Here is a 20,912-nt window from a genome sequence, read left to right as displayed (position 1 = left end):
CGAGGCTGACTTGATGAGCGTCGACGGCAGACGGACAGACACGACGGTGCTCGTCGTGGACCACACGGCCGCGGGCCGGTTCGCTCTGGGAACCGTGCTGCGCCGCGCCGGCCACCAGGTCGTCGCGGTGGGCACCGGCCACGAGGCGCTCGTCGAACTGGACGTGAGACTGCGCAAGGGCGGACTGCCCGACATCGCCCTCGTCGACGTGCACCTGCCGGACATGAGCGGCTTCGAACTGCGCCGCCGGCTCAAGGCCAGGCCGCACATGGCCGGGGTGCCCGTGGTGCACTTCTCGACGGCCCGGGAGGACCCGGGCGACCGGGAGGACCCGGACGACCCCGGCGGCCCGGGCGAGGGGCCGGACGCGGGCGGCGAGGCCCGTCTGACGCTGCCCGCCTCGCCCGGGGAGATCGACGCGGTGGTCCGCGCGGCGGTGCGCGCCGCGCGGCTGCGGGCCGACGACCAGGCGGCGGCACGGCGGCTGACCGTGCTGTCCGAGGCGATCGTGGCCATCCAGTCGGCCCGCTCCCCCCAGGAACTCGTCGACGCGGCGGCCGAGGGCGCGGCGCGGCTCACCGGCGCCCCCGCCGCCGTCTTCGTCCTCGGACCGGACGACGAGCTGTACCGCGGCGCGCCCCGCAGCCGCACCTCGCTCGCGTTGCCGGACGCGGACGCCCACCGGGCCGTGGTCACACTGCTGCGGCGGCTCACCCACGGGCAGGCGGGGGTGCGGATCACCACGGCGTCCGCGCCGTTGTGGCCGGCCGGGTTCTTCCGCCCGGGCATGCAGCACGACGCCCGTCTCGTCCTCATACCCACCCAGGACGGCCGGGGCGCGGTCTGCCTGGCCACCCCGACCCGCGGGGTGCGCCGGGTGGAGCCCGAACGCGAGTCCCTGCTCGCCCGGCTCGCCCAGGCCACCGCGCTCGCCGCCGAGCCGCTGCTGATGTACTGGGCCGAGCGGCACGTGGCCCTCACCCTTCAGCACAGCTTCCTGCCCCAGCCGCACCGGCTGCCCGAGCTGCCCGGCGTCGACGTCGTCGTGCGGTACGTGCCCGCGTCCCACGAGACCGAGATCGGCGGCGACTTCTATGCCGCCCTGCGCGCCGGGGACGGGGTGCTGACCGCCGTCGGCGACGTCGTCGGGCACTCGCTGGAGGCGGCCACCGTGATGGTCGAGATCCGTCACGCGCTGCGGGCCTACTGCGTCGACGAGAGCGACCCGGCCGTCCTCGCCGAGCGCCTCGACCGGATGCTGCGGCTCTACCACCCGGGGGTCACCGCGACCGTCTGCCTGGTCCTGCTCGACCCGGCCACCGGCCGCGCCCGCGTCGCCAACGCGGGCCACATCCCGCCGCTCATCGTGCGGGACGGCCGCAGCGCCGACTACGTGAAGGCGGCCGGCCCGCTGCTCGGCGTGGGGCTGCCCCATCCGCCGCCCACCGAGCTGTTCCTGGAGCCCGCCGACCGGCTCCTGATGATCACCGACGGACTGATCGAGACCCGGGGCACCGACCTCGCGGTGTCGATGGAGCAGTTGCGCGCGGCGGCCACCGGCGCCATGCCGGGCCTGGACGCCCTGTGCGACACGCTCCTGAGCTGTTTCGGCGGCGACCCCGAGGACGACGTCGCGATGCTGGCCCTGCGGCTGACGCACGAGGACCTCTCCTGAGGTCTTAGGGTGGGCCCAGTTGACCCGGAACAGGAGTGCCCATGCCGCAGATCACCGTCGAAGTGTCCTCCGGACTCGACCACGTCGACTGGCGCGCGTTCGCGCTCGACCTGCACCCGGTCGTCGTGGAGACGGCGGCCGCCCGGCTGGAGGCGTGCAAGACGCGGGTCCTGCGCACCGAGACCGACGTGGTCGGGGCCGTCGCGGCGGACGGCGACGGGGGACCGGCGATCGTCAACCTCACGATCGCGCTGCTGGCCGGCCGGACCGAGGAGACCAAGGCCCGGCTCACCGAGTCCGCCCTGGAGCTGCTGCGCAAGCACATCACGCCGGTCGACGGCGTGAGCCTGCACGTGTCCGCCGAAGTGCGCGACCTCGACCCGTCCTACCGCAAGTTCGAGGCCTGAGCGCCCAGTACGCCACGGCGCTCGGGCGCGAGGGCGCTCAGGACGCGAGGGCGATCAGCCGGGTGGCCAGGTCGCCGAAGGGGCCGTCCGCCGGCTCGCCGCCCAGCACGGGCCGCAGCAGCGTGCGCAGCTCGTCGTCGTAGGCCGCGCCGACGGCGGTCAGCGCCGCGAAGTCGTGCACGAGCTGCCTCTCCAGCTCCTCGCGCGGGATGCGCCGCCCGTCCAGCCAGATCAACGCGGTCGACTCGGAGAGCGAGATCCAGGAGCGGACGACCAGTTCCAGCCGCGGCGGCGGGTCGGTGACGCCCAGGTGCGACAGGATCTGCTCGTAGGCGATCTGGCGGACGGAGTCCACGAGCGCGTTGGTGGTCGACGAGCCCACCGCCGGGCCGCCGCGCATCAGGGCGGAGAAACCGGGCCCGTGGGCGTCCACGAAGTCGAAGAACCGGTGCATCACGCGCAGCAGCCGGGCGCCCAGCGGCCCCTCGTGCGGCTCGGTGAACCGGCTCGCCAGATCCTCCGACGCCCGCTTCAACGCGGCCTCGTACAGGCTGAGTTTGCCGGGGAAGTAGTGGTAGACGAGGGGGCGTGAGATGCCCGCGGCCGCGGCTATCTCGTCGATCGAGACCTCGTCCGGCGAACGCTGGGCGAACAGTTCGAGGGCGACGCCGATCAACTGCTGCCGACGCTCCTCGACTCCCATTCTGCGACGAACCCCGGTAGTCATGCGCACACCTTACCGATCGAATCCGGACGCGAACGGACGGGACCGTTCCAGGTGTTCTCCCCGATCCGCCCCGATCCGCCGTGATCCGCCGTGATCCGCCGCGATCGTCCGGGTCTCTTCGGCCCGGCGCTCACATGTCCAGCACGAGCCGCCCCTCCCGTGCGCGCGAGACGCAGATCAGCATCGAGTCGCCGCGCTCGGCGTCGGTGAGCAGCTCGTCGCGGTGCTCCACCTCGCCGGACAGCACCCGCTGCCGGCAGGTCCCGCAGAAGCCCTGTTCGCACGAGTAGGCCGTGTCCGGCAGCGCGGCGCGCACGGCGGCCAGCAGGGTCGAGCCGGCGGGCACCGTCAACGTCCGTCCGCTGCGCCGCAGTTCGACCTCGAAGGGCGCCCCTTCACCGGCCGCGCGGGCGGCGAACGGCTCCAGCCGCACCCGCGGCGCCCGTGCGCGCACCGCGGCCATCAGCCCCTCGGGGCCGCAGCAGTACACCGCGCTCTCCTCGGGCATGCCGGCCAGGGCCGCGTCGAGATCCGGCCGCCCCTCCACCACGCTCACCCGGTCCGGCCCGAAGACCGCCAGCTCCTCGAGGAACGGCATCGACGCCCTGCTGCGGCCGGCGTACACCAGCCGCCACGCGACATCCTCGGGCAGGGACCGCAGCATGGGCAGGATCGGCGTGATGCCGATGCCCCCGGCGACGAAGAGGTAGGAGGGCGCCGCCACGAGCGGGAACCGGTTGCGCGGCCCGCGCACCTCGATCCGTGTCCCCTCGCGCACCCGCTCGTGCAGCTCGCGCGAGCCGCCCCGGCCGTCCGGCACGAGCCGCGTGGCGACCGTGTACGAGGCGGCGTCGCGCGGGTCCCCGCACAGCGAGTACTGCCGCACCCGCCCGGACGGCAGCACCAGGTCCAGATGAGCCCCCGGCTCCCAGCGCGGCAGCCCGGTCCCCTCCAGGCGCAGCCGGACGACGCCGTCGGCGACCGTCTCGCGCGCGGCCACCCGCAGCCGCAGCGTCCGCGACCGGGGCCGCCCGGAGACCGGCTGTTCCAGGGCGGGCATCGGCCACAGCGGCGAGTCCCCGATCCGGCGGCGCAGTGCCCGCCGCACCAGCAGTGCGGCGCCCGCGACCGCCACCAGCGACGTCGGCTTCGGCATCAGCGGGCCTCCTCCTGTGCGGCGAGCGCGGCCAGCGCGGCGGGGGAGGAGGCGAGATAGGCGAGCGCCTGCTCGGTGCACCCCTCCTGCGAGGGGTGGTACGCCCGGCTCAGATACCGCGGGACCGACCTCAGCAGATCACCGGTCGCGGGCAGCGTGCCCCGCCGCCCGCGGACGTAGAAGTCCCGGAGGGAGCCGCGGCCGTCGACCAGGGTGGGGTCGTTCGCCATGAAGAAGCGGACCCCGCGCTGCCACAGGAACACCATCGTCGCGAACGCCGTCGCCCACGTCCGCACCCGGCGCCGGTAGCCGCCGTCCACGTGCTGGAAGAGGTCGAAGGCGACGGACCGGTGCTCGACCTCCTCCGCGCCGTGCCAGCGCAGCAGGTCCAGCATGGTGGGGTCGGCGCCCCGGCGGTCCAGCTCCCCGGCGTTGAGCACCCAGTCGCCGAGGAAGGCGGTGTAGTGCTCGATGGCCGCGATCAGCGCCACCCGCTCCATCAGCCACCAGCGCCGGGCCCGCCCCGGCGGCAGGGTGCGGTCCCCGAGCAGCTTCTCGAAGAACCAGTCGACCTGCGCGGTGTACGGCGTCGGGTCGAGCCCCTGCTCCCGCAGATGCGGCAGCACCTCGTCGTGGGCCTGGGAGTGCATCGCCTCCTGCCCGATGAACCCGATGACGTCCTCGCGCAGCCGCTCGTCCCGCACGAGGGGCAGCACCTGCCGGTAGACGTGCACGAACCACCGCTCGCCCGCGGGGAGTAGCAGGTGCAGCACGTTCACGGTGTGCGTGGTGAAGGGGTCCCCGGGCACCCAGTGCAGCGGGGTGTCCTCCCAGGAGAAGGACACCTTGCGGGCCTCGAGGGGCGCCCGGTCGGCCTTGTTAGACATGACGTCAATGTACTGACGGGTAGGCCGTGGGTGAACCCCTGTGCGCGAAGTCGGGCGGACGAGCCGTCAGTGCAGACCGCTGATCGTCCGTCCGTCCACCGACTCGCCCTCCAGGCCGGCCCGCGCACCCTGCTGCGCCGCCAGCGTCAGCAGGTTGCCCTGCCCCGAGCCGCGCACCCCGCCCGTCGCGCGCACGCGCGTCGTGTCCTTGTCGCCGGCCGCGAGGAGGTACCAGTGGCCGCCCTTGGACTTCCACAGCACCCCGGCCAGCACGTGCGGATCGCGCGGACCGCACGCCGGCACGTCACCCGCCTTCGCCACCGCCGCCCCGAACAGGCCGCCCGGCGTGTGGAACTGGGCGAGCACCCGGTTGCCGTCCCCCCGCCAGGTCTCGGCCCGCGTGCACACCCAGGACGCCGAACCGCTCCCGTCGGGCAGCGGCTGACGCGCGTAGGCCCACGCGTTGACCGTCCGCACGCCCTGCGCCCGCGCGTCGGCCAGCGAGCACGCGAACGGCGCCCATGTGCGCAGCGCCTGCGCGCCCGTCGCGTCCCGGGGCGCGGTCGGGCGCCCCGAGGTGAGCCGGGCCGGCACGAGCTCGCCGAGGTCGCTGAGCAGATGACCGCCCGAGGCGTCCGTCAGCTCGAGCACGTTCCACGTCGTGCACGCGGCGGTCCGGGCGGCCGGGCTGGCCAGCGGCGAGGTGATCCCGTCGGTCAGCGTCAGCCGCATCGCCCCGGCGCCCGGCTTGGACAGGTCCCGCTCGGCGGCCCCGGTCACCCAGGGGGCCGTGAGGTAGCGGACGTTGCCGTCGGCCCGGTCGAGGACCAGTGCGGCCGCCTCCGCGCCGGTCGCGCCGTCGACCCGGGCGAAGTCCAGGGCCGCCCCGGCCGTGCCGTCCTTGGGCTCCGCGTAGCGCGCGATGCGCAGCCCGTCGTACAGGATCACCACCCGCGCGTTGGCCACCTCGCCCGCGTAGAGCAGCTGCGGCGGACCGGCGGGACCGCCGGCGGGCGTCTCCGGGGTCGCGGACACCTGGACGGTCTCCCCGGGGCGGGCCCAGACGGCGAGCGCGCGGCGCAGCAGCGAGGTGTCACGAGTCAGTGCGCCGCGCGCGGGCCACACCGAGAAGTCGGTGCGGGCGGAGGTCTTCCAGACGGCTGGGGAAATCCGCACCAGCCGTCCGGGGTCGAGGGCGGCCTCGGCGGCCGGGTTCTGCGCGTACGCCGGGGCGGCCGCGCCGTCCGGCCCCCAGCCGTCGCCGGGGAGCGCCACCAGCGCGCCGCACACCGCGAGCGCGGCCGCCGCGGCGAGCGCGGCCCTGGTGTGCCGGCGGCGACGCATCAGATCGGTGGGCCGGGCCTGAAGGGCGCAGGGGTCGAACTCGCCGGACTCGGCGAGCAGCGCGTACGGGGCGGCCGGGACCCCGGCCGCCTCGCGCAGCGCGGCCTCCACCTTCTCGACGCCGGCCTCGGCGAGGGCCTCGCGCACGTCGCCGTCGGGCAGCCGCTCCAGGCCGCGCAGGACGTAGGCGGCCCGCGCCGGGCCCGACAGGGCGGCGAGCCGCTGGTCGAGGGCGAGTTCGTCGGCGCCGCCCGGGCGGGGGAACAGGCGCAGCCCCCACACCTGGGGGAACAGTGGCGGCAACTGCGCCCGCCTCGGCCAGGAGCGCAGGGTCAGCGGGGTCCCCGCCTCCAGCGCCGTGCGGACCACCTGGAGGCGGACGTAGGCGTACCCGGGGTCGCCGTCACGGCCGGCGGACTGCGCCGGGATGACGGGGGCGCCGGCCCGGCCGCGGGGCAGGGCGCGCTGGACGAGGGCGTGCGCGGTCAGGACGCGGCGGCCGCGGCCGAGGCCGGGCGGCAGCACGAGATAGGCCAGCCGGACCAGACGGGGGTAGTGCTCGACGAGCGCGGCCTCGGCCTGCTCGACGTCGACACTCCGGTCGGCGGTGGATCCGGCTGCGGGGCGTGGGGCGACATCCTGTGACTGCACGCCCAGCAGAACGAGCGAGGCGGGCGATGGTCACCGCCGCGGGCCGGTCCCCGCCGCACTGCCCGGCTCGCGGGGCGGCCCTCAGCCGGTCACGAGCGCGCGTGCGTAGTTCGCCATGGACCGCTGGTAGCGCGGCAGATGAGGGGCCAGCGCGCCGAGCACCAGGGACAGACCCTCGCGGTCGCGGCCCAGGCTCGACAGGCACAGGGCCAGCGTGGCGCGTACGGCGTCGTCCAACTCGTCGGACGGGGCGGTCAGTTCCGGGGTCAGCAGCTCGACGCCCTCCTGAGCGCGGCCGATGTTGCGCAGCGAGCTGGACAGCTGGATCTTGGCGCGCCTGCCCTTGTAGCCGCTGACCTCGCTCAGGCCGTGGGCGAGGGCCTCCCGGTAGAGCGGGGCCGCCCGGTCGGAGTGGCCGGTGGAGTCCCACGCGCAGGCCCGCTCGAAGAGGCCCAGCGGGCTGCCGTCGGGCAGCTCGGCGACGAGCGCGTCGATCACGGCCCGGAAGTCCGCCGCCCTCTCCTGCGGGTAGTCGTCGAGGGAGGCCCAGGCGGCGGTCACGCGATCTTCCCAGTCGTCGTTCACCGGCCCACTCTCGCATGCGCCCGCGCCGCCCGGCACCGGTATTTTGAGCGCACCGCGCGCGGGAGCCGTATCCAGGGCGAGGCTCTCGCTTGGAGGAACAGATGAAGATGACCCGACCGATGCTCGCGGCGGGGGCCGCCGCGGCGGCGCTCCTGCTGGCGGGGTGCTCCTCCGGCGGCTCCGGCAAGGCCGAGGTGTCCGTCCCGCAGGCCGCGACCGGCAGTCTGGAGCACCTCGCCGCCGAGGTGAAGTGCACGCCCGACATGCAGACCGACGCCGACGAACTGCGCCAGGCGCTCTGCAAGAACGCCGCCGGCAACTTCATCCTGCTGACGTTCGCCACCGACCGCGGCCAGCGCGAGTGGATCAACGGGGCGAAGGACTACGGCGGCCACTACCTCGTCGGCCGCAAGTGGGTGGCCGTGGGCGAGAAGACGAGCACCGTGACGTCCTTGCGCAAGACGCTCGGCGGGGACATCGAGGAGGGCACGGACCACTCCGCGCACGCCTCGCACGACGCCTCGGAAGGCGCTGAGCACTCCGGTCACTGAAGAGCCCGCCGTCCTCGGACGGCCCCGGCACACGAAGAAGCCGGCGGTGAGGAAATCCTCACCGCCGGCTTCCTTCCGGTCGGCGTGCGCAGCCCGACCGTCAGCGGGTCACTGGCACTTCTTGCCGGTGTTGATGCAGTTGACCATCTTGTTCATCAGGTTGTTCGAGAAGAAGTTGATGAAGTCGTTGTGGTCGGTGATCGGCTTGTGCAGGTTCTCCGGGAAGGTGTCCACCGCGTAGGCGTTGACGACCTTGCCGTTCTGCAGCTTCGGGGCCGGGACGTTGTAGACCAGCCGGACCTGGAGCTGGGGGATCGCCTTGAAGCCGTTGGCGCAGGTGCCGTCGCCCTGGACGAACGCCACGTGCGTGCGGTGGTTGGCGGAGTCGATGTTCTTGCCGTCCCAGCAGCTCTGGAAGTTCGTCGTCCGCACCACCTGGCTGCCCTGCGGGCAGATCGGGTACTGCGTCTCCAGCTGCACCTTGTTCTCGAAGCCGGTGCAGCTCCAGTTCACGTTGGCGTTGGCGTTGCCGTTGACGAAGGCCTTGGCGTCGCCGGTGATGATGCGCAGCGCCTTGGGCATCGCGACGACGTTGCCCCGCTTGTTGCCGACGAACTTGATCTGCGCCTGGACGGGCTTCAGGATCTTGCCGACGTTGCCTTCCTTGCCACCGCCGTCCCGGTTCTGGTCGAAGTCCTGCGTGCCGTTCTGGACGCGCAGCACCGGCCAGAAGTAGGAGGACTTGTCGCCCTGGTTCTGGCAGCTCGTGCCCGCGGCGGCCAGCTTCTGGTCGCTCGCGAACGCGTTGTTGTTCTGGTTGCCGACGTAGTCGTGCAGGTGGTGGGCGCCGTTGCTGACACCGGGAGCCACGATCACGTTGTCGGTGTTGTGGTTCTTGTTGGCGTTGGTGCCGCAGTTCGAGGTGAAGGTGCCGCGCGAACCGCTGTTGCCGTTCGCGGGGAGGCCGTTCTGGCCCACACCGAGCTGGGCGTTGCCCTGGACCTTGGTGATGTCCACGAAGTCCGCGGCGACCGGGCCGTTGCCGCCCTGTCCGCCGTTGCCGCCCTGCTGCTGGCCGCCGTTCTGCTGGCCGCCCTGCTGCTGACCGCCGCCCTGCTGCTGGCCGCCCTGCTGCTGGCCACCGTTCTGCTGCTGGCCGCCCTGCTGCTGACCGCCGCCCTGCTGCTGGCCGCCCTGCTGCTGGCCGCCCTGCTGCTGACCGCCGTTCTGCTGGCCGGCGTTCGTGTTGTTCGCCGCCTGCGTGGTGCAGGCCGCCAGCTGGCTCAGCGAGTTGTCGAACTGCCCGCCCGAACGCTGGATGTTGATCCGGATCCGGTCGATCGTCGCGCCCCGCTTCTCCTTGAGGGGACCGACGATGGCGTTCTGGACGAAGCCCGGGTCGTTGGCCTGCGCCTGGCGCGTGGAGGCGAGCCGGGCGTAGGCCTCGGTGATCTGCTTGTCGAGGTTGGCCAGCTCGGTCGCGACGCCCTGCTTCGCCCCGTTGGGGACGTTGGTCAGCTTCTGCCCCACATCCGGGCAGGAGATGGTGGCGACCTGCACGGCCGCGTTGGCGGCCTTGGTCTCGTTCTGGCCCGAGCCGTTCGGCTCGTGCGCCGAAGCGTAGAAGTTCGCCCAGATCAGCCCGCCCCCGCCGAGCGCTAGGGCCGCCGATGCTGCCACGGCCTTCGTGGCCATCGACGAACGGCGTTTACGTATGTTGCGTCCCATGGAACTCCTCTGACTTCCTTGCGGGGCAGCATCGAGGCGCCCGACAGGAGTGAAGCTGAAGCTGCTTCCTCCCTTACGCATCACGCCTCGCAGGTGTTCAGCCCGCTCAGAAATTCATGAGAGCCCCGCGCGACAAAACAACCCCAAAACCCTCACACCGCGCCCCAGTTGACCGATCAGTGATCACGGTCCAGATAGGCCAGGACCGCCAGCACCCTGCGGTTGTCGTCGTCCGAGACCTCCAGGCCCAGCTTCACGAAAATGTTCGCGGTGTGTTTGGCGACGGCCCGCTCGGTGACCACCAGAGCGCCCGCGATCGCCCCGTTCGACCGGCCCTGCGCCATCAGCTCCAGAACCTCCCGTTCGCGTGGGGTGAGCCGGTCCACCGGCCCGCGGCCGTCGTTCGCCCGGCGCGCCAGCAGCTGCTGGATCACCTGCGGGTCCATCGCCGTCCCGCCGGCCGCGACCCGCCGCACCGCGTCCACGAACTGCTCCGCGTCGAACACCCGGTCCTTCAGCAGATAGCCGACCCCGCCGCTGCCGTCGGCGAGCAGCTCGCGCGCGTACAGCTGCTCGACGTGCTGGGAGAGCACGAGCACCGGCAGTCCCGGTCTCCTGCGGCGGGCCTCGAGCGCGCACTGGAGGCCCTCGTCCGTGTGCGTGGGCGGGAGCCGGACGTCGACCACGGCGACGTCCGGCTCCAGTTCGGCGAGGGCCCGCTCCAGTTCGGGTCCGGTCTCGACCGCGGCGGCGATCTCGAAGTCGTAGGCCTCCAGCAGCCGGACGAGTCCGTCGCGCAGCAGGAAGAGGTCTTCGGCTAGGACAACACGCAAGGGATCTCCATGGTCACCATGGTGGGACCGCCGGCGGGCGAGCCGACGGCCAGGACACCGTCGAATGTACCGAGCCGCCGTTCGAGCCCGGCCAGCCCCGAGCCCGCCCCGATCGCCGCGCCGCCGCGGCCGTTGTCCGTGACGGAGATGCGCAGACTCCCGTCCGCATGCCGCAGGTCGACCCAGATCCGGTCGGCGCCGGAGTGCTTGACCGCGTTGGTGAGCGCCTCGCTCACCGCGAAGTAGGCGGCCGACTCCACCGGCGCCTCCGCCCGGCCCGGCAGCTCCACCTCGACCTCCGTCGCGATCGGCAGCCGCAGCGCCAGCGCCCGCACCGCGTCGCCCAGTCCACGCTCCGCCAGCACCGGCGGATGGATGCCGCGCACCAGGTCGCGCAGCTCCGAGAGCGCCTCGGCGGAGGAACGACGGGCCTGCGCCAGCAGTTCCTTGGCCTTCTCCGGGTTCTTGTCGACGAGCATCTCGACGGTGCCGAGGTCCATGCCCATCGCCACCAGCCGGGCCTGGGCGCCGTCGTGCAGGTCCCGCTCGATGCGCCGCAGCTCGGCGGCCGAGGTGTCCACGGCGTCCCGCCGGGTCTCCGTCAACACCCGTACACGCTCGGCGAGTTCGGCCTGACTGGGGGAGAGCACGGCCCGGGTGAGGCGGAAGTGGTTCATCAGCAGCCGCGGGTTGTACGTGTAGCCGACGACGGCGAGCACGCAGGCCAGGGCCGCCGCGCCGAAGGCCGACGCCTGGCCGTTCACCGGCACGAAGCCGTACCAGTAGGTGTCGCCGGTCGCGTCCCGGTACACCCGCCACAGGCCCGCCGCCAGCGCGAACCCCTCCACCGCGTACAGGGCCAGCGCGGCCGGCAGCAGCGCGGTGAGGTACCCGGCCGTCATGTCGACCAGGAGCCAGCGCAGATCACGCCAGGTCGCCGGGTCCCGGAGCATCACGGCCGTGCGCGCCCACGGCCTGGCGTCCGGCGGCACCGGCCGGTAGGCCGAGGGGATGCGTATCCCGCACCACTTCGCCGCCAGGGCCCGTCGCCGGTCGGCGAAGGACCGTACCCAGGTGAGCGCCCACGGCGTGGTGATCAGCCCGATGCCCACGACCGGGACGAGAGCGATCGAGACGACGGTGACCGTGTAGCACAGGATGGCCTCGGGCAGGCACACCAGAGCCAGGAAGAAGCCCCGGCCGGCGGCCAGCGCCGCCGCCCGCGCCCGGGTGCCCGTGCTGCCGCTTTGCGTGTTGGCGTTCATGGCGTCAGTCTCGCGGACCCCCGGTCGCCGGTCACGGGGCCGAGGGCCCCGGTCAGGAGGTGGTGCCAGGTACACCCTGCGGCCGGACGCCGAGGGCTTCCCGTGCGGCGGCATCCGCGAGGACCTTCGCCTCGACCTCGGGGTCCAGGCCCTTGCGGGGACGGTCCGGGCGCTGGGGGGCGACGCCGCCGATCGACGTCAGCCACCGCCAGGTGTCGGCGACGGTCTCCCCGACCGGCCGGCAGACCAGCCCCGCGTCCACCGCCCGCGAGACGTCGGCCGCGTGCAGGGCGTCGTGCATGTCGGTGCCCGGCGGCACCCACACGGGCAGCTCGGTCCACGGCTCGATGCCCGCGTCGAGGACGGTCTCCGGCGCGGTCCAGCGCAGTTCGGCGTCCGAGCCGGTGGCGCGCACGCAGGCCTCCAGCAACTCGCCCATCGTCGCGTGGCCCTGCGGGCTCATCAGGTTGTACGGCCCGCTCACCTCCCGCTCGACCGCGCCCAGGACCCACGCGGCGAGGTCGCGGACGTCGACGTACTGGAGGGGCAGATCGTGCGGGCCGGGCGCGAGGACCGGGCCGCCGCGCGCGATCCGGGTCAGCCACCAGGGCAGTCGGCCGACGTTCTCGTACGGGCCGAGGATCAGCCCCGCCCGTACGAGAACGCTGTCCCGCTCGCCGAAGGCGTCGAGGACGGCCAGCTCGCCGCCGCGCTTGTCCCGGGCGTAGTCGCTCTGCCCGGCGCCGGGTTCGGCGCCCTCGACGAGCGCCGCGTCCTCGGCGTACCCGGCGGGCGGGGCCCAGGTGTACACCGAGCAGCTCGACACGTACACATACCGGGCCGCGCGGCCCCGCAGCAGCCGCGCCGCCTCGTGCACCGCGCGCGGCGCCCCCGACCAGGTGTCGACGACGGCGTCCCAGTCGCCCTCGCCGGGGGAGGCCAGCGCGGCGAGGCCGCCGGGCGCGGTCCGGTCGCCCGTCAGCGACCGGACGCCGGGGGCGGGCGGCTGCCGCCCCCGGTTGAAGACCGTCACGTCCCAGCCGCGTCCGAGGGCCGCCTCCACGACGGCCCGTCCCGCGAACTCCGTTCCGCCCAGCACCAGAAGTCTCATGCCGGTGACTGTGCCCGGTCCGCACCCGGAACGGAACCGTCCTCTGCCGTCGGCAGAGGGAACGCCTCAGCGGGCCGTCGGCGGCGTGTACTTGTAGCCGACGCGGCGCACCGTCTGGATGGACCGACGGTGCTCGGCGCCCAGCTTGCGGCGCAGCCGGGCGACGTGGACGTCGACCGTGCGCCCGTCGCCCACGTGGCCGTAGCCCCACACCGTGGTGACGAGCTGGTCGCGGGTGTGCACCCGGTGCGGGTGCGCCACGAGGTGGGCGAGCAGTTCGAACTCCAGGTAGGTGAGGTCGAGTCGTCGCCCGTCCACCTCGGCGGTGCGCTGCACGGGGTCGATCCGCACGAGCGGGCGGCCCGTGTCCTCGGCGGGCCCGGCCTCCTCGGCCGCGGGGCGCTCCGGCACCGCCACGGGCAGGAACGGCGGCTGCTGGTCGGCCGGGACGAGCACCAGGTAGCCGACCATCGGCGGCTGTCCCGGCAGCGCGGGCAGGGTGTGCTGGGGAGCGGGCAGCCAGGTCGCGCCCGGCGGCAGGAAGTCCGCGACGTCGACCACCTCGTCCCGGTCCACGGCCCGCAGCCGGTGACGGGGGGCGCCGTTCGCGGCGGTGGTGGTGGTGAGGGAAGGAGCGGAGGACAGAGAACGGGTGGTCGCCATGAGAGGTCAGCTCTTTCGCGCGAGGAGTTCGTCGGGGAGGACGACGGCCGCGACACGTGGTCGGGCTCGTCGTGGACGTACGTCGTGCGCGCTGGCCGAAGGCCGGGGTGTACGGCTTTAGAGGGCCGGCGCGTTCGTCGCGCGGCAACACACCCGGTCGAAGTCGTGGTGCTGACGAGAGGGCCAGAAGGGCTCGAGGTCGTGGCGACCCGTCGCGGTGTTCCTCTGGAAGCTGGCCATGACCCCATTGAAGCAGACGCCGGCCCGTTGCAGGAGTCTCCTCTCACAGCGTGGACGCGTCCTCGGCGCGAAGTCGGCCCCGGCCGCGTGCCGTCCCCGTGTGCTCCGGTCCGTGGCCCAACGGCAAGGGGCGCCCGCCGAGTCGGCGGGCGCCCCTTGCGCGAGGTGTGGGGGATCAGACCTGGGCGGCCTTCTCCAGCGCCGAGCAGCAGGTGTCCACGATCAGCCGGGTCACCAGGTACGGGTCGACGTTGGCGTTCGGGCGGCGGTCCTCGATGTAGCCCTTGCCGTCCTTCTCGACCTGCCACGGGATGCGGACCGAGGCGCCGCGGTCGGAGACGCCGTAGGAGTACTCGTTCCACGGGGCCGTCTCGTGCAGACCGGTCAGACGGTCGTCGATGCCGGCGCCGTAGTTCTTGACGTGGTCGAGCGGCTTGGAGCCCTCGCCGAGCGACTCGCACGCGGTGATGATGGCGTCGTAGCCCTCGCGCATCGCCTTGGTGGAGAAGTTGGTGTGCGCGCCGGCGCCGTTCCAGTCGCCCTTGACCGGCTTGGGGTCGAGGGTGGCCGAGACGCCGAAGTCCTCGGCGGTGCGGTAGAGCAGCCAGCGGGCCACCCACAGCTGGTCGGAGACCTCCAGCGGGGCGAGCGGACCGACCTGGAACTCCCACTGGCCGGGCATGACCTCGGCGTTGATGCCGGAGATGCCGAGACCGGCGGCGAGGCAGTTGTCGAGGTGCGCCTCGACGACCTCACGGCCGAAGATCTCGTCCGCGCCCACACCGCAGTAGTAGCCGCCCTGCGGGGCGGGGAAGCCGCCCTTGGGGAAGCCGAGCGGGTAGCCGTCCTGGAAGAACGTGTACTCCTGCTCGATGCCGAAGATCGGCTCCTGGGCGGCGAACCGCTCGGAGACCTCGGCGAGCGCGGCACGGGTGTTGGACTCGTGCGGCGTCATGTCGATGTCGAGGACCTCGCACAGGACGAGGATGTCGTCGCCGCCCCGGATCGGGTCCGGGCAGGTGAAGACCGGCTTGAGGACGCGGTCCGAGGCGTGGCCCTCGGCCTGGTTCGTGGAGGACCCGTCGAAGCCCCAGATCGGCAGCGCGTCGAGACCGGCGGGAGCGCCCCCGATGATCTTCGTCTTGGAACGGAGCTTCGCCGTCGGCTGGGTGCCGTCGATCCAGATGTACTCAGCCTTGAAGGTCACGGGCCACTTCCTTCGGGGTGTGTCTCACGCACGTGCGGGTGCTGCGGCGCTGCGGCACTGGGGCGCCGCCGGTTCGCCCGGAAGCTTGTCAACAGGCGATTTCCCGGTCATTGCTCGAATGTGAACCCCGTGTTACCTGGCGGTGGTGTGGCCCCCCTCACCCGAGCGCCGGTCCGCCTCGGCCGCGTCCCGACCGCCTGCGAGCGCGGGAGGCGGCCGCCGGCCTCCCCCCGGAAGGCCGGCGGCCGGTCCGCGCCCGCGAGCCGGTGCCCCGCGTGGACCGGGGGCGCCGGTCCTGCCGCTCGTGGCCGCGAACGGCAGGACCGCGCCGCGCCCCCGGCCGCTCCCGGGAGGGGAAGGCCGCCTCGCGTACGAGCCGGCGGCCCGGGCTGCCCGGGCTGCCCGGGGACGCGGGCGGTCGGCCCGGTCGGCTCACCGGGCGCCTGGGCGGCCGGGCGTCACCCCACCTTCTCGATCAGGGCCCGGCGGATGAGGAACTTGCCGGGCTCACGGACCTGTTCGAAGGCCGCGTTGTTGAGCAGGGCGCAGCTGCCGGAGACGGAGGTCACCTCGACGGTCGTGGACTTGTTGTTGTCCAGGTTGGTGACCCTCAGCTTGGTTCCGGCGGGGAACTGGTTGCTCGACGCGGCCGGCGCACCGGCCTCGCCGGACAGGGTCACCGTCGAACCGTTGCAGACCTGCCGGCCCGAGGCGGCGGCACCGCCGTTTCCCGCGGCGCCGCCGTTCCCCGCGCCCGCGTTGTTCCCGGCGCCTCCGGCGTTCCCCGCGGGGGCCGAGGCCGCCTGCGACGGCTGGGCCGGCTGCGCCCCGCCCGGCTGCGCCCCGCCGGCCTGGGAGCCGCCCGTCTGGGAGTCCTGAGCCGACTCCCCGACGGCGCACCCGGACGCCTTCTGCTGGACCTTGATCTGCGCGATGACGGCCTCGCGGTTGGCGATCCGGGCCTCGGACTGCGCGTCCGGAGCGGCCCGCTGGCCGTCGATGAACTTCTGGTTGTTGCCGAGCGCGGTGGCGAGTCCCTGACAGACCGTCGAGTTCGCGGCCGACAGCGGCGTCGCGCTCTGCGGTGTCTGGGCGGCGTTCGAGGTGTTCGCCATGACGAAGGCCCCGGCGCCCGCGACCGCCGCCGCGCTGACGAGCAGCGCGACCTTCTTCTTCGTGCCGACAGTTCTCCTGCGCGACATGCGCGCCTCCTGAGAGATAGGGGAGCGTACGCCGCTATGTACGAGATACCGAACGAGGCTGCTCAGTTGTCGCCGGAGTGTTTGCGGGTGACGTGCGTCACAAGCTCGTCCTCCGGTGTGCGGAGGGCGGTCGGGGGCGGGCCGGTCGGAGCCGGGCCGGGCTCATCGGGACAGGGCGTCCCGGACGGCCTCGTCGGTGCGGGCCACGAGTGCGGTGCCGTCGTCCGCGGTGATGATCGGGCGCTGGATGAGCTTCGGGTGTGCGGCCAGCGCGGCGATCCAGCGATCGCGCGTGCCGGCGTCACGCGCCCACTCCTTCAGGCCGAGTTCCCCGGCGGCCGCCTCCGTGGTGCGGGCGATGTCCCACGGCTCCAGGCCGAGACGGTCGAGCACCTCCGCGATCTCGGCCTCGCTCGGCACGTCCTCCAGGTAGCGGCGGACGGTGTACTCGGCGCCCTCGGCGTCGAGGAGGGTGAGGGCGCTGCGGCACTTGGAACAGGCGGGGTTGATCCAGATCTCCATGCCCGCCACGGTAGCCCGGAAGCCGCCTCAAAGCCCATGTGATCAGGGGCTTTTGTCAGTGGGGGACAGTAGAATAGAAGCAGTGTTCGAGGGTCCGCCGGAGGTGCCGGGTCGGGCCCTGACCGCGACAGGAGGATGCCTGTGCCCGCTGCCGCACTGAAGCCGAAGCCGTCCGCGACCCAGTCCACCGCGAAGCGTTCCGTGCCGCTCGACCTGCCCTGCGTACCCGTCGGGAAGCGGCCGCTGCCGCCCGGCCGGCCCCGCGAGTGGTACGTCACGCACAACCGTCGCCTCAAGGCGATGCGTCTGGCCATCGCACTGCTCGATCTCGGCGTCTACATGCCGAACCAGGCCCGCAACGAGAAGATCCGCAGCACGGCGCAACTGATCGGCGTCCACCCGCCGTCGGACACGACGTGCCACATGGTGCGGGCGCTGATGCGCTACAGCCGGTGAGTCGTCGCGCGGCCGGGTCGTCGGGCCCGGCGGGCCGTTGACCCGCTGAACCGGCCACCCCGCGCGCCGTCGAGCCGGATGCCGGGCGCCGTCCCGAGGACGGCGCCCGGCACTGCGGTGCGCGGTCTCAGCGCGCCAACTCCTTCTCCAGCGGCGTCCGGAACCTCGGCGTCACCCGGGCCGCGCCCAGCCACGAGCCCAGCCGCTCCGCCTCCGCCTCGATCGCCGCCTCCGCCTCGCGGCCCAGGCCCTCCTCCAGCGCCCGCCACACGATCTCCCCGTCGGCGCGCTGGGCCCAACCGCCCACCACCCGGCCGTCCCACCACACGGTCGGTCCCACGTTGCCGCTGTAGTCGAACAACGCCGGACGCAGCCCGGGCGCCAGATACCAGTCGCGGCCCTGCCAGCCCATCGCCGTGGGATCCAGGGCCGGCAGCAGGGCCGCCCACGGGCCCTCGGGGGCGGGCGCGGGATCCACGTCGCCGTCGACGACGTGTCCCGGCCCCTCGTCGAGCGTCACCGTCCGGGCCCCGATCGCCGTCAGCGCCCGCCGCACGTCCGTCACCCGCCACCCGGTCCACCACTTCAGGTCGGCCTCCGTGGCGGGGCCGCACACCGTCAGCCAGCGCCGCAGCAGCTCCGACTGGGCCTGTTCCGGCGGGAGTTCGGGGTGGCGGGGCGCGAGGGCCCACCGGAACTGGCTGGAGGTCCACGAGCCCAGCGGACGTCCTCTGACCACCTTGCCCTCCACGCCGAGCACCCTCAGCAGCCGGGTCACCACCGTGTGGACGCCCTCGTAGGACTTCCCGGCCGCGTACACGAACTGCTCCCGCAGCCGCGGCTCCTCGCGGGCCAGTTCGGCGGCCGTGGCCTGCCCGAGCCGGGCCAGGGCGGCCAGCGCCGACTCCTCGACCTCCTTCAGCCAGACCGCGTCCGGGGCCCCGGCCTTCGCCATGTCCTTCACCAGCGAGGCCCGTTCGCGGGCGGCCACCGCGAGGCCGGTCGAGGCGTGCACGACGGCCGTCGACTCCGTCGGGAACACGAAGACCGTGTGCCGCATCCCGTGCATCCGCACGAGGCTGCGGTCCGTGTACAGCGCCCGGTCCGTCTCCGGCACGGTCGCGGACACGTCGGCGAGGCGGGCGCCGACCGCCAGGTAGACCGCCGCCGGGTCGGTGCCGTGCAGGGCCACGAGCGCGTCGGCCACCGCCTCGGGCGTCGCGGCCCGCGCCTCGGGGGCGAGCCGATGGCGCAGGGCCAGCCTGGCCCGCCGCTCCGCCACGTCGATGTACCGCTGTCTTTCGCCCATCCCGGCCTCCGCCCGCCCGTGCCCCGTCACGTCCGGCCGCCCCGCTTCCCGGCGGGCCCGACGTCTCGTCGTCCCTCTTGTGTCCCTGCCCGCATCCTGCCCGACACCACTGACAACCGCCCCCGCCGCCGGTGACGCCGTCCCGCCCGGGAGGCCGACGGCCATCAGACGCAGGGGGACCGGGAGCGGCCCCGGCGGATCCCCCGTTCGGCGTATCCGGGGTGCGCGGACGTCCGCCGCGGCCTTCACTGCGAACAGGAGCCCGGGCGACGGTTCTCGGACGGGAGGCGGACGTGGTGCGAAGGCGACGCGGATGACCACCCCCGCCGAGCGGGCGAGGCGGGGCAAGGCGGCGCGCAGGCGCGTCCCCAGGTCCGCGCACGCCTCCTGGCTCGCGTCCGTCGACCGGGCGGACCCCGTCGCCGTGCTGGAACGGCAGGGCCGCGACCGGCTGCCCGAACTGCTGCCCGTGCGCCACGGCAGGATGGCCGCCTCGCCCTTCGCCTTCCTGCGCGGCGCGGCCGCCGTCATGGCCGCCGACCTGGCGTCGCAGCCGCACACCGGCCTCGCCGTGCAACTGTGCGGCGACGCCCACCTGTTGAACTTCGGGGTGTACGCGTCCCCGGAGCGGACCCCGGTGTTCGACCTCAACGACTTCGACGAGACGTTCCGCGGCCCCTTCGAGTGGGACGTCAAACGGCTCGCCGCCTCCGTCGCCGTGGCCGCCCGCGAGAACGGCCACCCCGAGACCCGGGTGCACCGGGCCGCCCTGGAGGCCGTGGCCGCCTACCGCCACGCCATGCGGCGGCTGGCCCGGCTGGGCGAACTCGCCGTCTGGCACGAGCGCATCGACACCGAGCGCCTGCTGCCCCTCGTGCGCTCCGCCCGGCAGCGCGGACGGGCCGACGCCAGCCTCACCCGCGCCCGCCGCCGGACCAGCCTCCAGCCGCTCGGCAGGCTCACCGAGGTCGTCGACGGCCGCCGCCGGATCGTCCACGACCCGCCGCTGCTCGAACCCGCCGGAGCCTCCGACAGCGCCGCCCTCCGCAAGATCTTCAGCGACTACCGGTCCACCCTCACCGACGAGCGCCGCCTGCTGCTGGACCGCTACCGCTTCGTCGACACGGCCCGCAAGGCCGTCGGCGTCGGCAGCGTCGGCACCCGGTGCTTCGTCGTGCTGCTGGCCGGGCGCGACGCCGAGGACCTGCTCTTCCTCCAGATCAAGGAGGCCCGCGCGTCCGTCCTGGAGGCGCATCTGCCCCCCGGCCCCTTCGTGCACCCGGGACGCAGGGTCGTCGCCGGGCAGCGGCTGCTACAGGCCTCCTGCGACGTCTTCCTGGGCTGGATGACCGGGCCGCAGGGGCGCGCCTACTACTGGCGTCAGCTGCGCGACACGCTGGGCTGCGCCGACGTCGCCGGGATGACCCCGGGCGAGCTCCTGGCGTACGCCCGCCTGTGCGGGATCGCCCTCGCCCGCGCCCACGCGCGGTCCGGCGACCGCCTGGCCATCGCGGGCTACCTGGGCGGCGCCGACACCTTCGAGCACGCCGTCGCCGAGTTCGCCCTGGCCTACGCGGCCCAGACCGCCGCCGACCACGCGGCCCTGGGCCGGGCGATCGCGGCAGGCGTGGTGACGGCCGCCCCGGGGATCTGACGCCCGTGCCGGGGCCGGGCGTGGCGGACGGCCGCCCGGAAAACCGGATGCACGGTGAGTGACGGTTTCCCTACGCTGGGGAGGCGGCAGCGTCCCTGTCGCCACGCTCAGTCACCATCGCGCCTGCCCAGGAAGGAGGCACGCCATGGGCACCGTCGTTCTCTCCGGGGCCGTCGTCCTGGTGGTCCTGGGGTTCGGGAACCCGCTGTACTGGCTCGCCGCCGTCGCCGTCCTCTTCCTGTACGTCCGCTACGGGCTCGCGACGTCGACGTCTACGCCGTCGTCGCCCTCCGCCGGAGCCGCCCCGAGCGCCGCGCCCGCGCCGACCTCGTACAAGGCCTACCGCGAGCGCCGTGACACGCAGGCCAGGTGGGAGCGTCGCTACCGCCGCGAGCGCCCGCTGGAGGCCCGCCGCCAGGAGCGTGAGCGCGGCGGATGAGCCGGGCCGGAACCGTCCGGGAAGGTCAGGAACCGTGCGGAACCGGTCCGCCGGGCACGGCGCGTCCTCGGGGAGCGTCGTGCCCGGCGGCGCCCTACAGGCCCGGGGCGCCCCACACCGGGAACCAGCGGCCCAGGTCCTGCTCGATCCGCAGGTCGCTCGCGAGGGCGGCCTTCACCTGCAACTCCAGTGCGTTGTCGCGCCGTTGCCCCGGTCCGGGCAGCGGCGCGAACGGGTAGAAGGAACCGCGCTTGTACAGGTACACGAGCCCCAGCCGCCGCCCCGCGCCCCCGCCGGCCC

21 protein-coding genes are annotated in these 20,912 nt (G+C 73.8%); 6 read left to right on the top strand and 15 right to left on the bottom strand.

Annotated features, from left to right (window positions below; genetic code table 11):
* Window positions 1-13 precede the first annotated feature (13 nt).
* The gene (locus KMS84_RS27720; protein ID WP_256919189.1) at window positions 14-1,675 is read left to right on the top strand and encodes a fused response regulator/phosphatase; all 1,662 of its coding nucleotides are present in this window, start codon (window positions 14-16) and stop codon (window positions 1,673-1,675) included.
* A gap of 41 nt (window positions 1,676-1,716) precedes the next feature.
* Window positions 1,717-2,082 carry a 5-carboxymethyl-2-hydroxymuconate Delta-isomerase gene (locus KMS84_RS27715; protein WP_256919188.1) on the top strand — a complete coding sequence of 122 codons (366 nt, stop codon included), beginning with the start codon at window positions 1,717-1,719 and terminating at the stop codon, window positions 2,080-2,082.
* Window positions 2,083-2,119: 37 nt separating this feature from the next.
* On the opposite strand, the gene KMS84_RS27710 is transcribed toward KMS84_RS27715, so the two are convergent.
* From KMS84_RS27710 to KMS84_RS27690, 5 genes are all read right to left on the bottom strand, one after another.
* A complete protein-coding gene (locus KMS84_RS27710; protein ID WP_256919187.1) occupies window positions 2,120-2,809 on the bottom strand; it encodes a TetR/AcrR family transcriptional regulator in 690 nt (229 codons plus the stop codon).
* A 130-nt stretch (window positions 2,810-2,939) separates the two neighbouring features.
* Window positions 2,940-3,965, bottom strand: coding sequence for a PDR/VanB family oxidoreductase (locus tag KMS84_RS27705; protein ID WP_256919186.1), 1,026 nt, complete (start codon window positions 3,963-3,965; stop codon window positions 2,940-2,942).
* Window positions 3,965-4,852, bottom strand: a complete 888-nt coding sequence (locus KMS84_RS27700) for a metal-dependent hydrolase (protein WP_256919185.1) — start codon at window positions 4,850-4,852, stop codon at window positions 3,965-3,967. The genes KMS84_RS27705 and KMS84_RS27700 overlap by 1 nt, the downstream gene beginning before the upstream one ends.
* A gap of 66 nt (window positions 4,853-4,918) precedes the next feature.
* On the bottom strand, window positions 4,919-6,847 hold the full coding sequence (locus KMS84_RS27695) for an amino acid adenylation domain-containing protein (protein ID WP_256919184.1): 1,929 nt from the start codon (window positions 6,845-6,847) through the stop codon (window positions 4,919-4,921).
* Window positions 6,848-6,928: 81 nt separating this feature from the next.
* Entirely contained in the window at window positions 6,929-7,432 is a 504-nt protein-coding gene (locus KMS84_RS27690) for a tetratricopeptide repeat protein (RefSeq protein WP_256919183.1), read from the bottom strand.
* Window positions 7,433-7,533: 101 nt separating this feature from the next.
* On the opposite strand from KMS84_RS27690, the gene KMS84_RS27685 reads away from it, so the two are divergent.
* Window positions 7,534-7,983 carry a hypothetical protein gene (locus tag KMS84_RS27685; RefSeq protein WP_256919182.1) on the top strand — a complete coding sequence of 150 codons (450 nt, stop codon included), beginning with the start codon at window positions 7,534-7,536 and terminating at the stop codon, window positions 7,981-7,983.
* A 108-nt stretch (window positions 7,984-8,091) separates the two neighbouring features.
* Here KMS84_RS27685 and KMS84_RS27680 read toward each other — a convergent pair whose 3' ends face one another.
* The 8 genes from KMS84_RS27680 to KMS84_RS27645 form a co-directional block, all read right to left on the bottom strand.
* The gene (locus KMS84_RS27680) at window positions 8,092-9,711 is read right to left on the bottom strand and encodes a DUF1996 domain-containing protein (protein ID WP_256919181.1); all 1,620 of its coding nucleotides are present in this window, start codon (window positions 9,709-9,711) and stop codon (window positions 8,092-8,094) included.
* A 176-nt stretch (window positions 9,712-9,887) separates the two neighbouring features.
* Window positions 9,888-10,544, bottom strand: coding sequence for a LuxR C-terminal-related transcriptional regulator (locus KMS84_RS27675; RefSeq protein WP_256919180.1), 657 nt, complete (start codon window positions 10,542-10,544; stop codon window positions 9,888-9,890).
* Window positions 10,529-11,809: a sensor histidine kinase gene (locus tag KMS84_RS27670; RefSeq protein WP_256919179.1), complete on the bottom strand. Its 1,281-nt coding sequence runs from the start codon at window positions 11,807-11,809 to the stop codon at window positions 10,529-10,531. Before KMS84_RS27670 ends, KMS84_RS27675 begins: the two co-directional genes overlap by 16 nt.
* A gap of 52 nt (window positions 11,810-11,861) precedes the next feature.
* Complete coding sequence (locus tag KMS84_RS27665; RefSeq protein ID WP_256919178.1) at window positions 11,862-12,920, bottom strand: NAD-dependent epimerase/dehydratase family protein; 1,059 nt, start codon at window positions 12,918-12,920, stop codon at window positions 11,862-11,864.
* 66 nt (window positions 12,921-12,986) lie between these two features.
* Window positions 12,987-13,583 carry a winged helix-turn-helix domain-containing protein gene (locus KMS84_RS27660; protein WP_256919177.1) on the bottom strand — a complete coding sequence of 199 codons (597 nt, stop codon included), beginning with the start codon at window positions 13,581-13,583 and terminating at the stop codon, window positions 12,987-12,989.
* A 415-nt stretch (window positions 13,584-13,998) separates the two neighbouring features.
* Window positions 13,999-15,030: a glutamine synthetase gene (glnII, locus tag KMS84_RS27655; RefSeq protein ID WP_256919176.1), complete on the bottom strand. Its 1,032-nt coding sequence runs from the start codon at window positions 15,028-15,030 to the stop codon at window positions 13,999-14,001.
* 458 nt (window positions 15,031-15,488) lie between these two features.
* Window positions 15,489-16,232 carry an SCO2207 family protein gene (locus tag KMS84_RS27650; RefSeq protein WP_256919175.1) on the bottom strand — a complete coding sequence of 248 codons (744 nt, stop codon included), beginning with the start codon at window positions 16,230-16,232 and terminating at the stop codon, window positions 15,489-15,491.
* A 162-nt stretch (window positions 16,233-16,394) separates the two neighbouring features.
* A complete protein-coding gene (locus KMS84_RS27645; RefSeq protein WP_256919174.1) occupies window positions 16,395-16,754 on the bottom strand; it encodes an arsenate reductase family protein in 360 nt (119 codons plus the stop codon).
* Window positions 16,755-16,895: 141 nt separating this feature from the next.
* On the opposite strand from KMS84_RS27645, the gene KMS84_RS27640 reads away from it, so the two are divergent.
* The gene (locus KMS84_RS27640; RefSeq protein ID WP_256919173.1) at window positions 16,896-17,210 is read left to right on the top strand and encodes a hypothetical protein; all 315 of its coding nucleotides are present in this window, start codon (window positions 16,896-16,898) and stop codon (window positions 17,208-17,210) included.
* Window positions 17,211-17,337: 127 nt separating this feature from the next.
* Here KMS84_RS27640 and KMS84_RS27635 read toward each other — a convergent pair whose 3' ends face one another.
* The gene (locus KMS84_RS27635) at window positions 17,338-18,519 is read right to left on the bottom strand and encodes a winged helix DNA-binding domain-containing protein (RefSeq protein ID WP_256919172.1); all 1,182 of its coding nucleotides are present in this window, start codon (window positions 18,517-18,519) and stop codon (window positions 17,338-17,340) included.
* Between the two features lie 313 nt (window positions 18,520-18,832).
* Here KMS84_RS27635 and KMS84_RS27630 point away from each other — a divergent pair, with 313 nt between their 5' ends.
* Window positions 18,833-20,173 carry a DUF2252 domain-containing protein gene (locus KMS84_RS27630; protein ID WP_256919171.1) on the top strand — a complete coding sequence of 447 codons (1,341 nt, stop codon included), beginning with the start codon at window positions 18,833-18,835 and terminating at the stop codon, window positions 20,171-20,173.
* A 145-nt stretch (window positions 20,174-20,318) separates the two neighbouring features.
* Window positions 20,319-20,612 carry a hypothetical protein gene (locus KMS84_RS27625; protein WP_256919170.1) on the top strand — a complete coding sequence of 98 codons (294 nt, stop codon included), beginning with the start codon at window positions 20,319-20,321 and terminating at the stop codon, window positions 20,610-20,612.
* 94 nt (window positions 20,613-20,706) lie between these two features.
* On the opposite strand, the gene pspAB is transcribed toward KMS84_RS27625, so the two are convergent.
* Window positions 20,707-20,912 (bottom strand): PspA-associated protein PspAB (gene pspAB, locus KMS84_RS27620; protein ID WP_438818990.1); only part of this gene is annotated, 206 nt, incomplete at its 5' end.

The sequence above is a fragment of the Streptomyces hilarionis genome (assembly GCF_024539675.1).
Lineage (GTDB): Bacteria > Actinomycetota > Actinomycetes > Streptomycetales > Streptomycetaceae > Streptomyces > Streptomyces hilarionis.
This window is presented reverse-complemented; position numbering and strand designations above follow the sequence as displayed.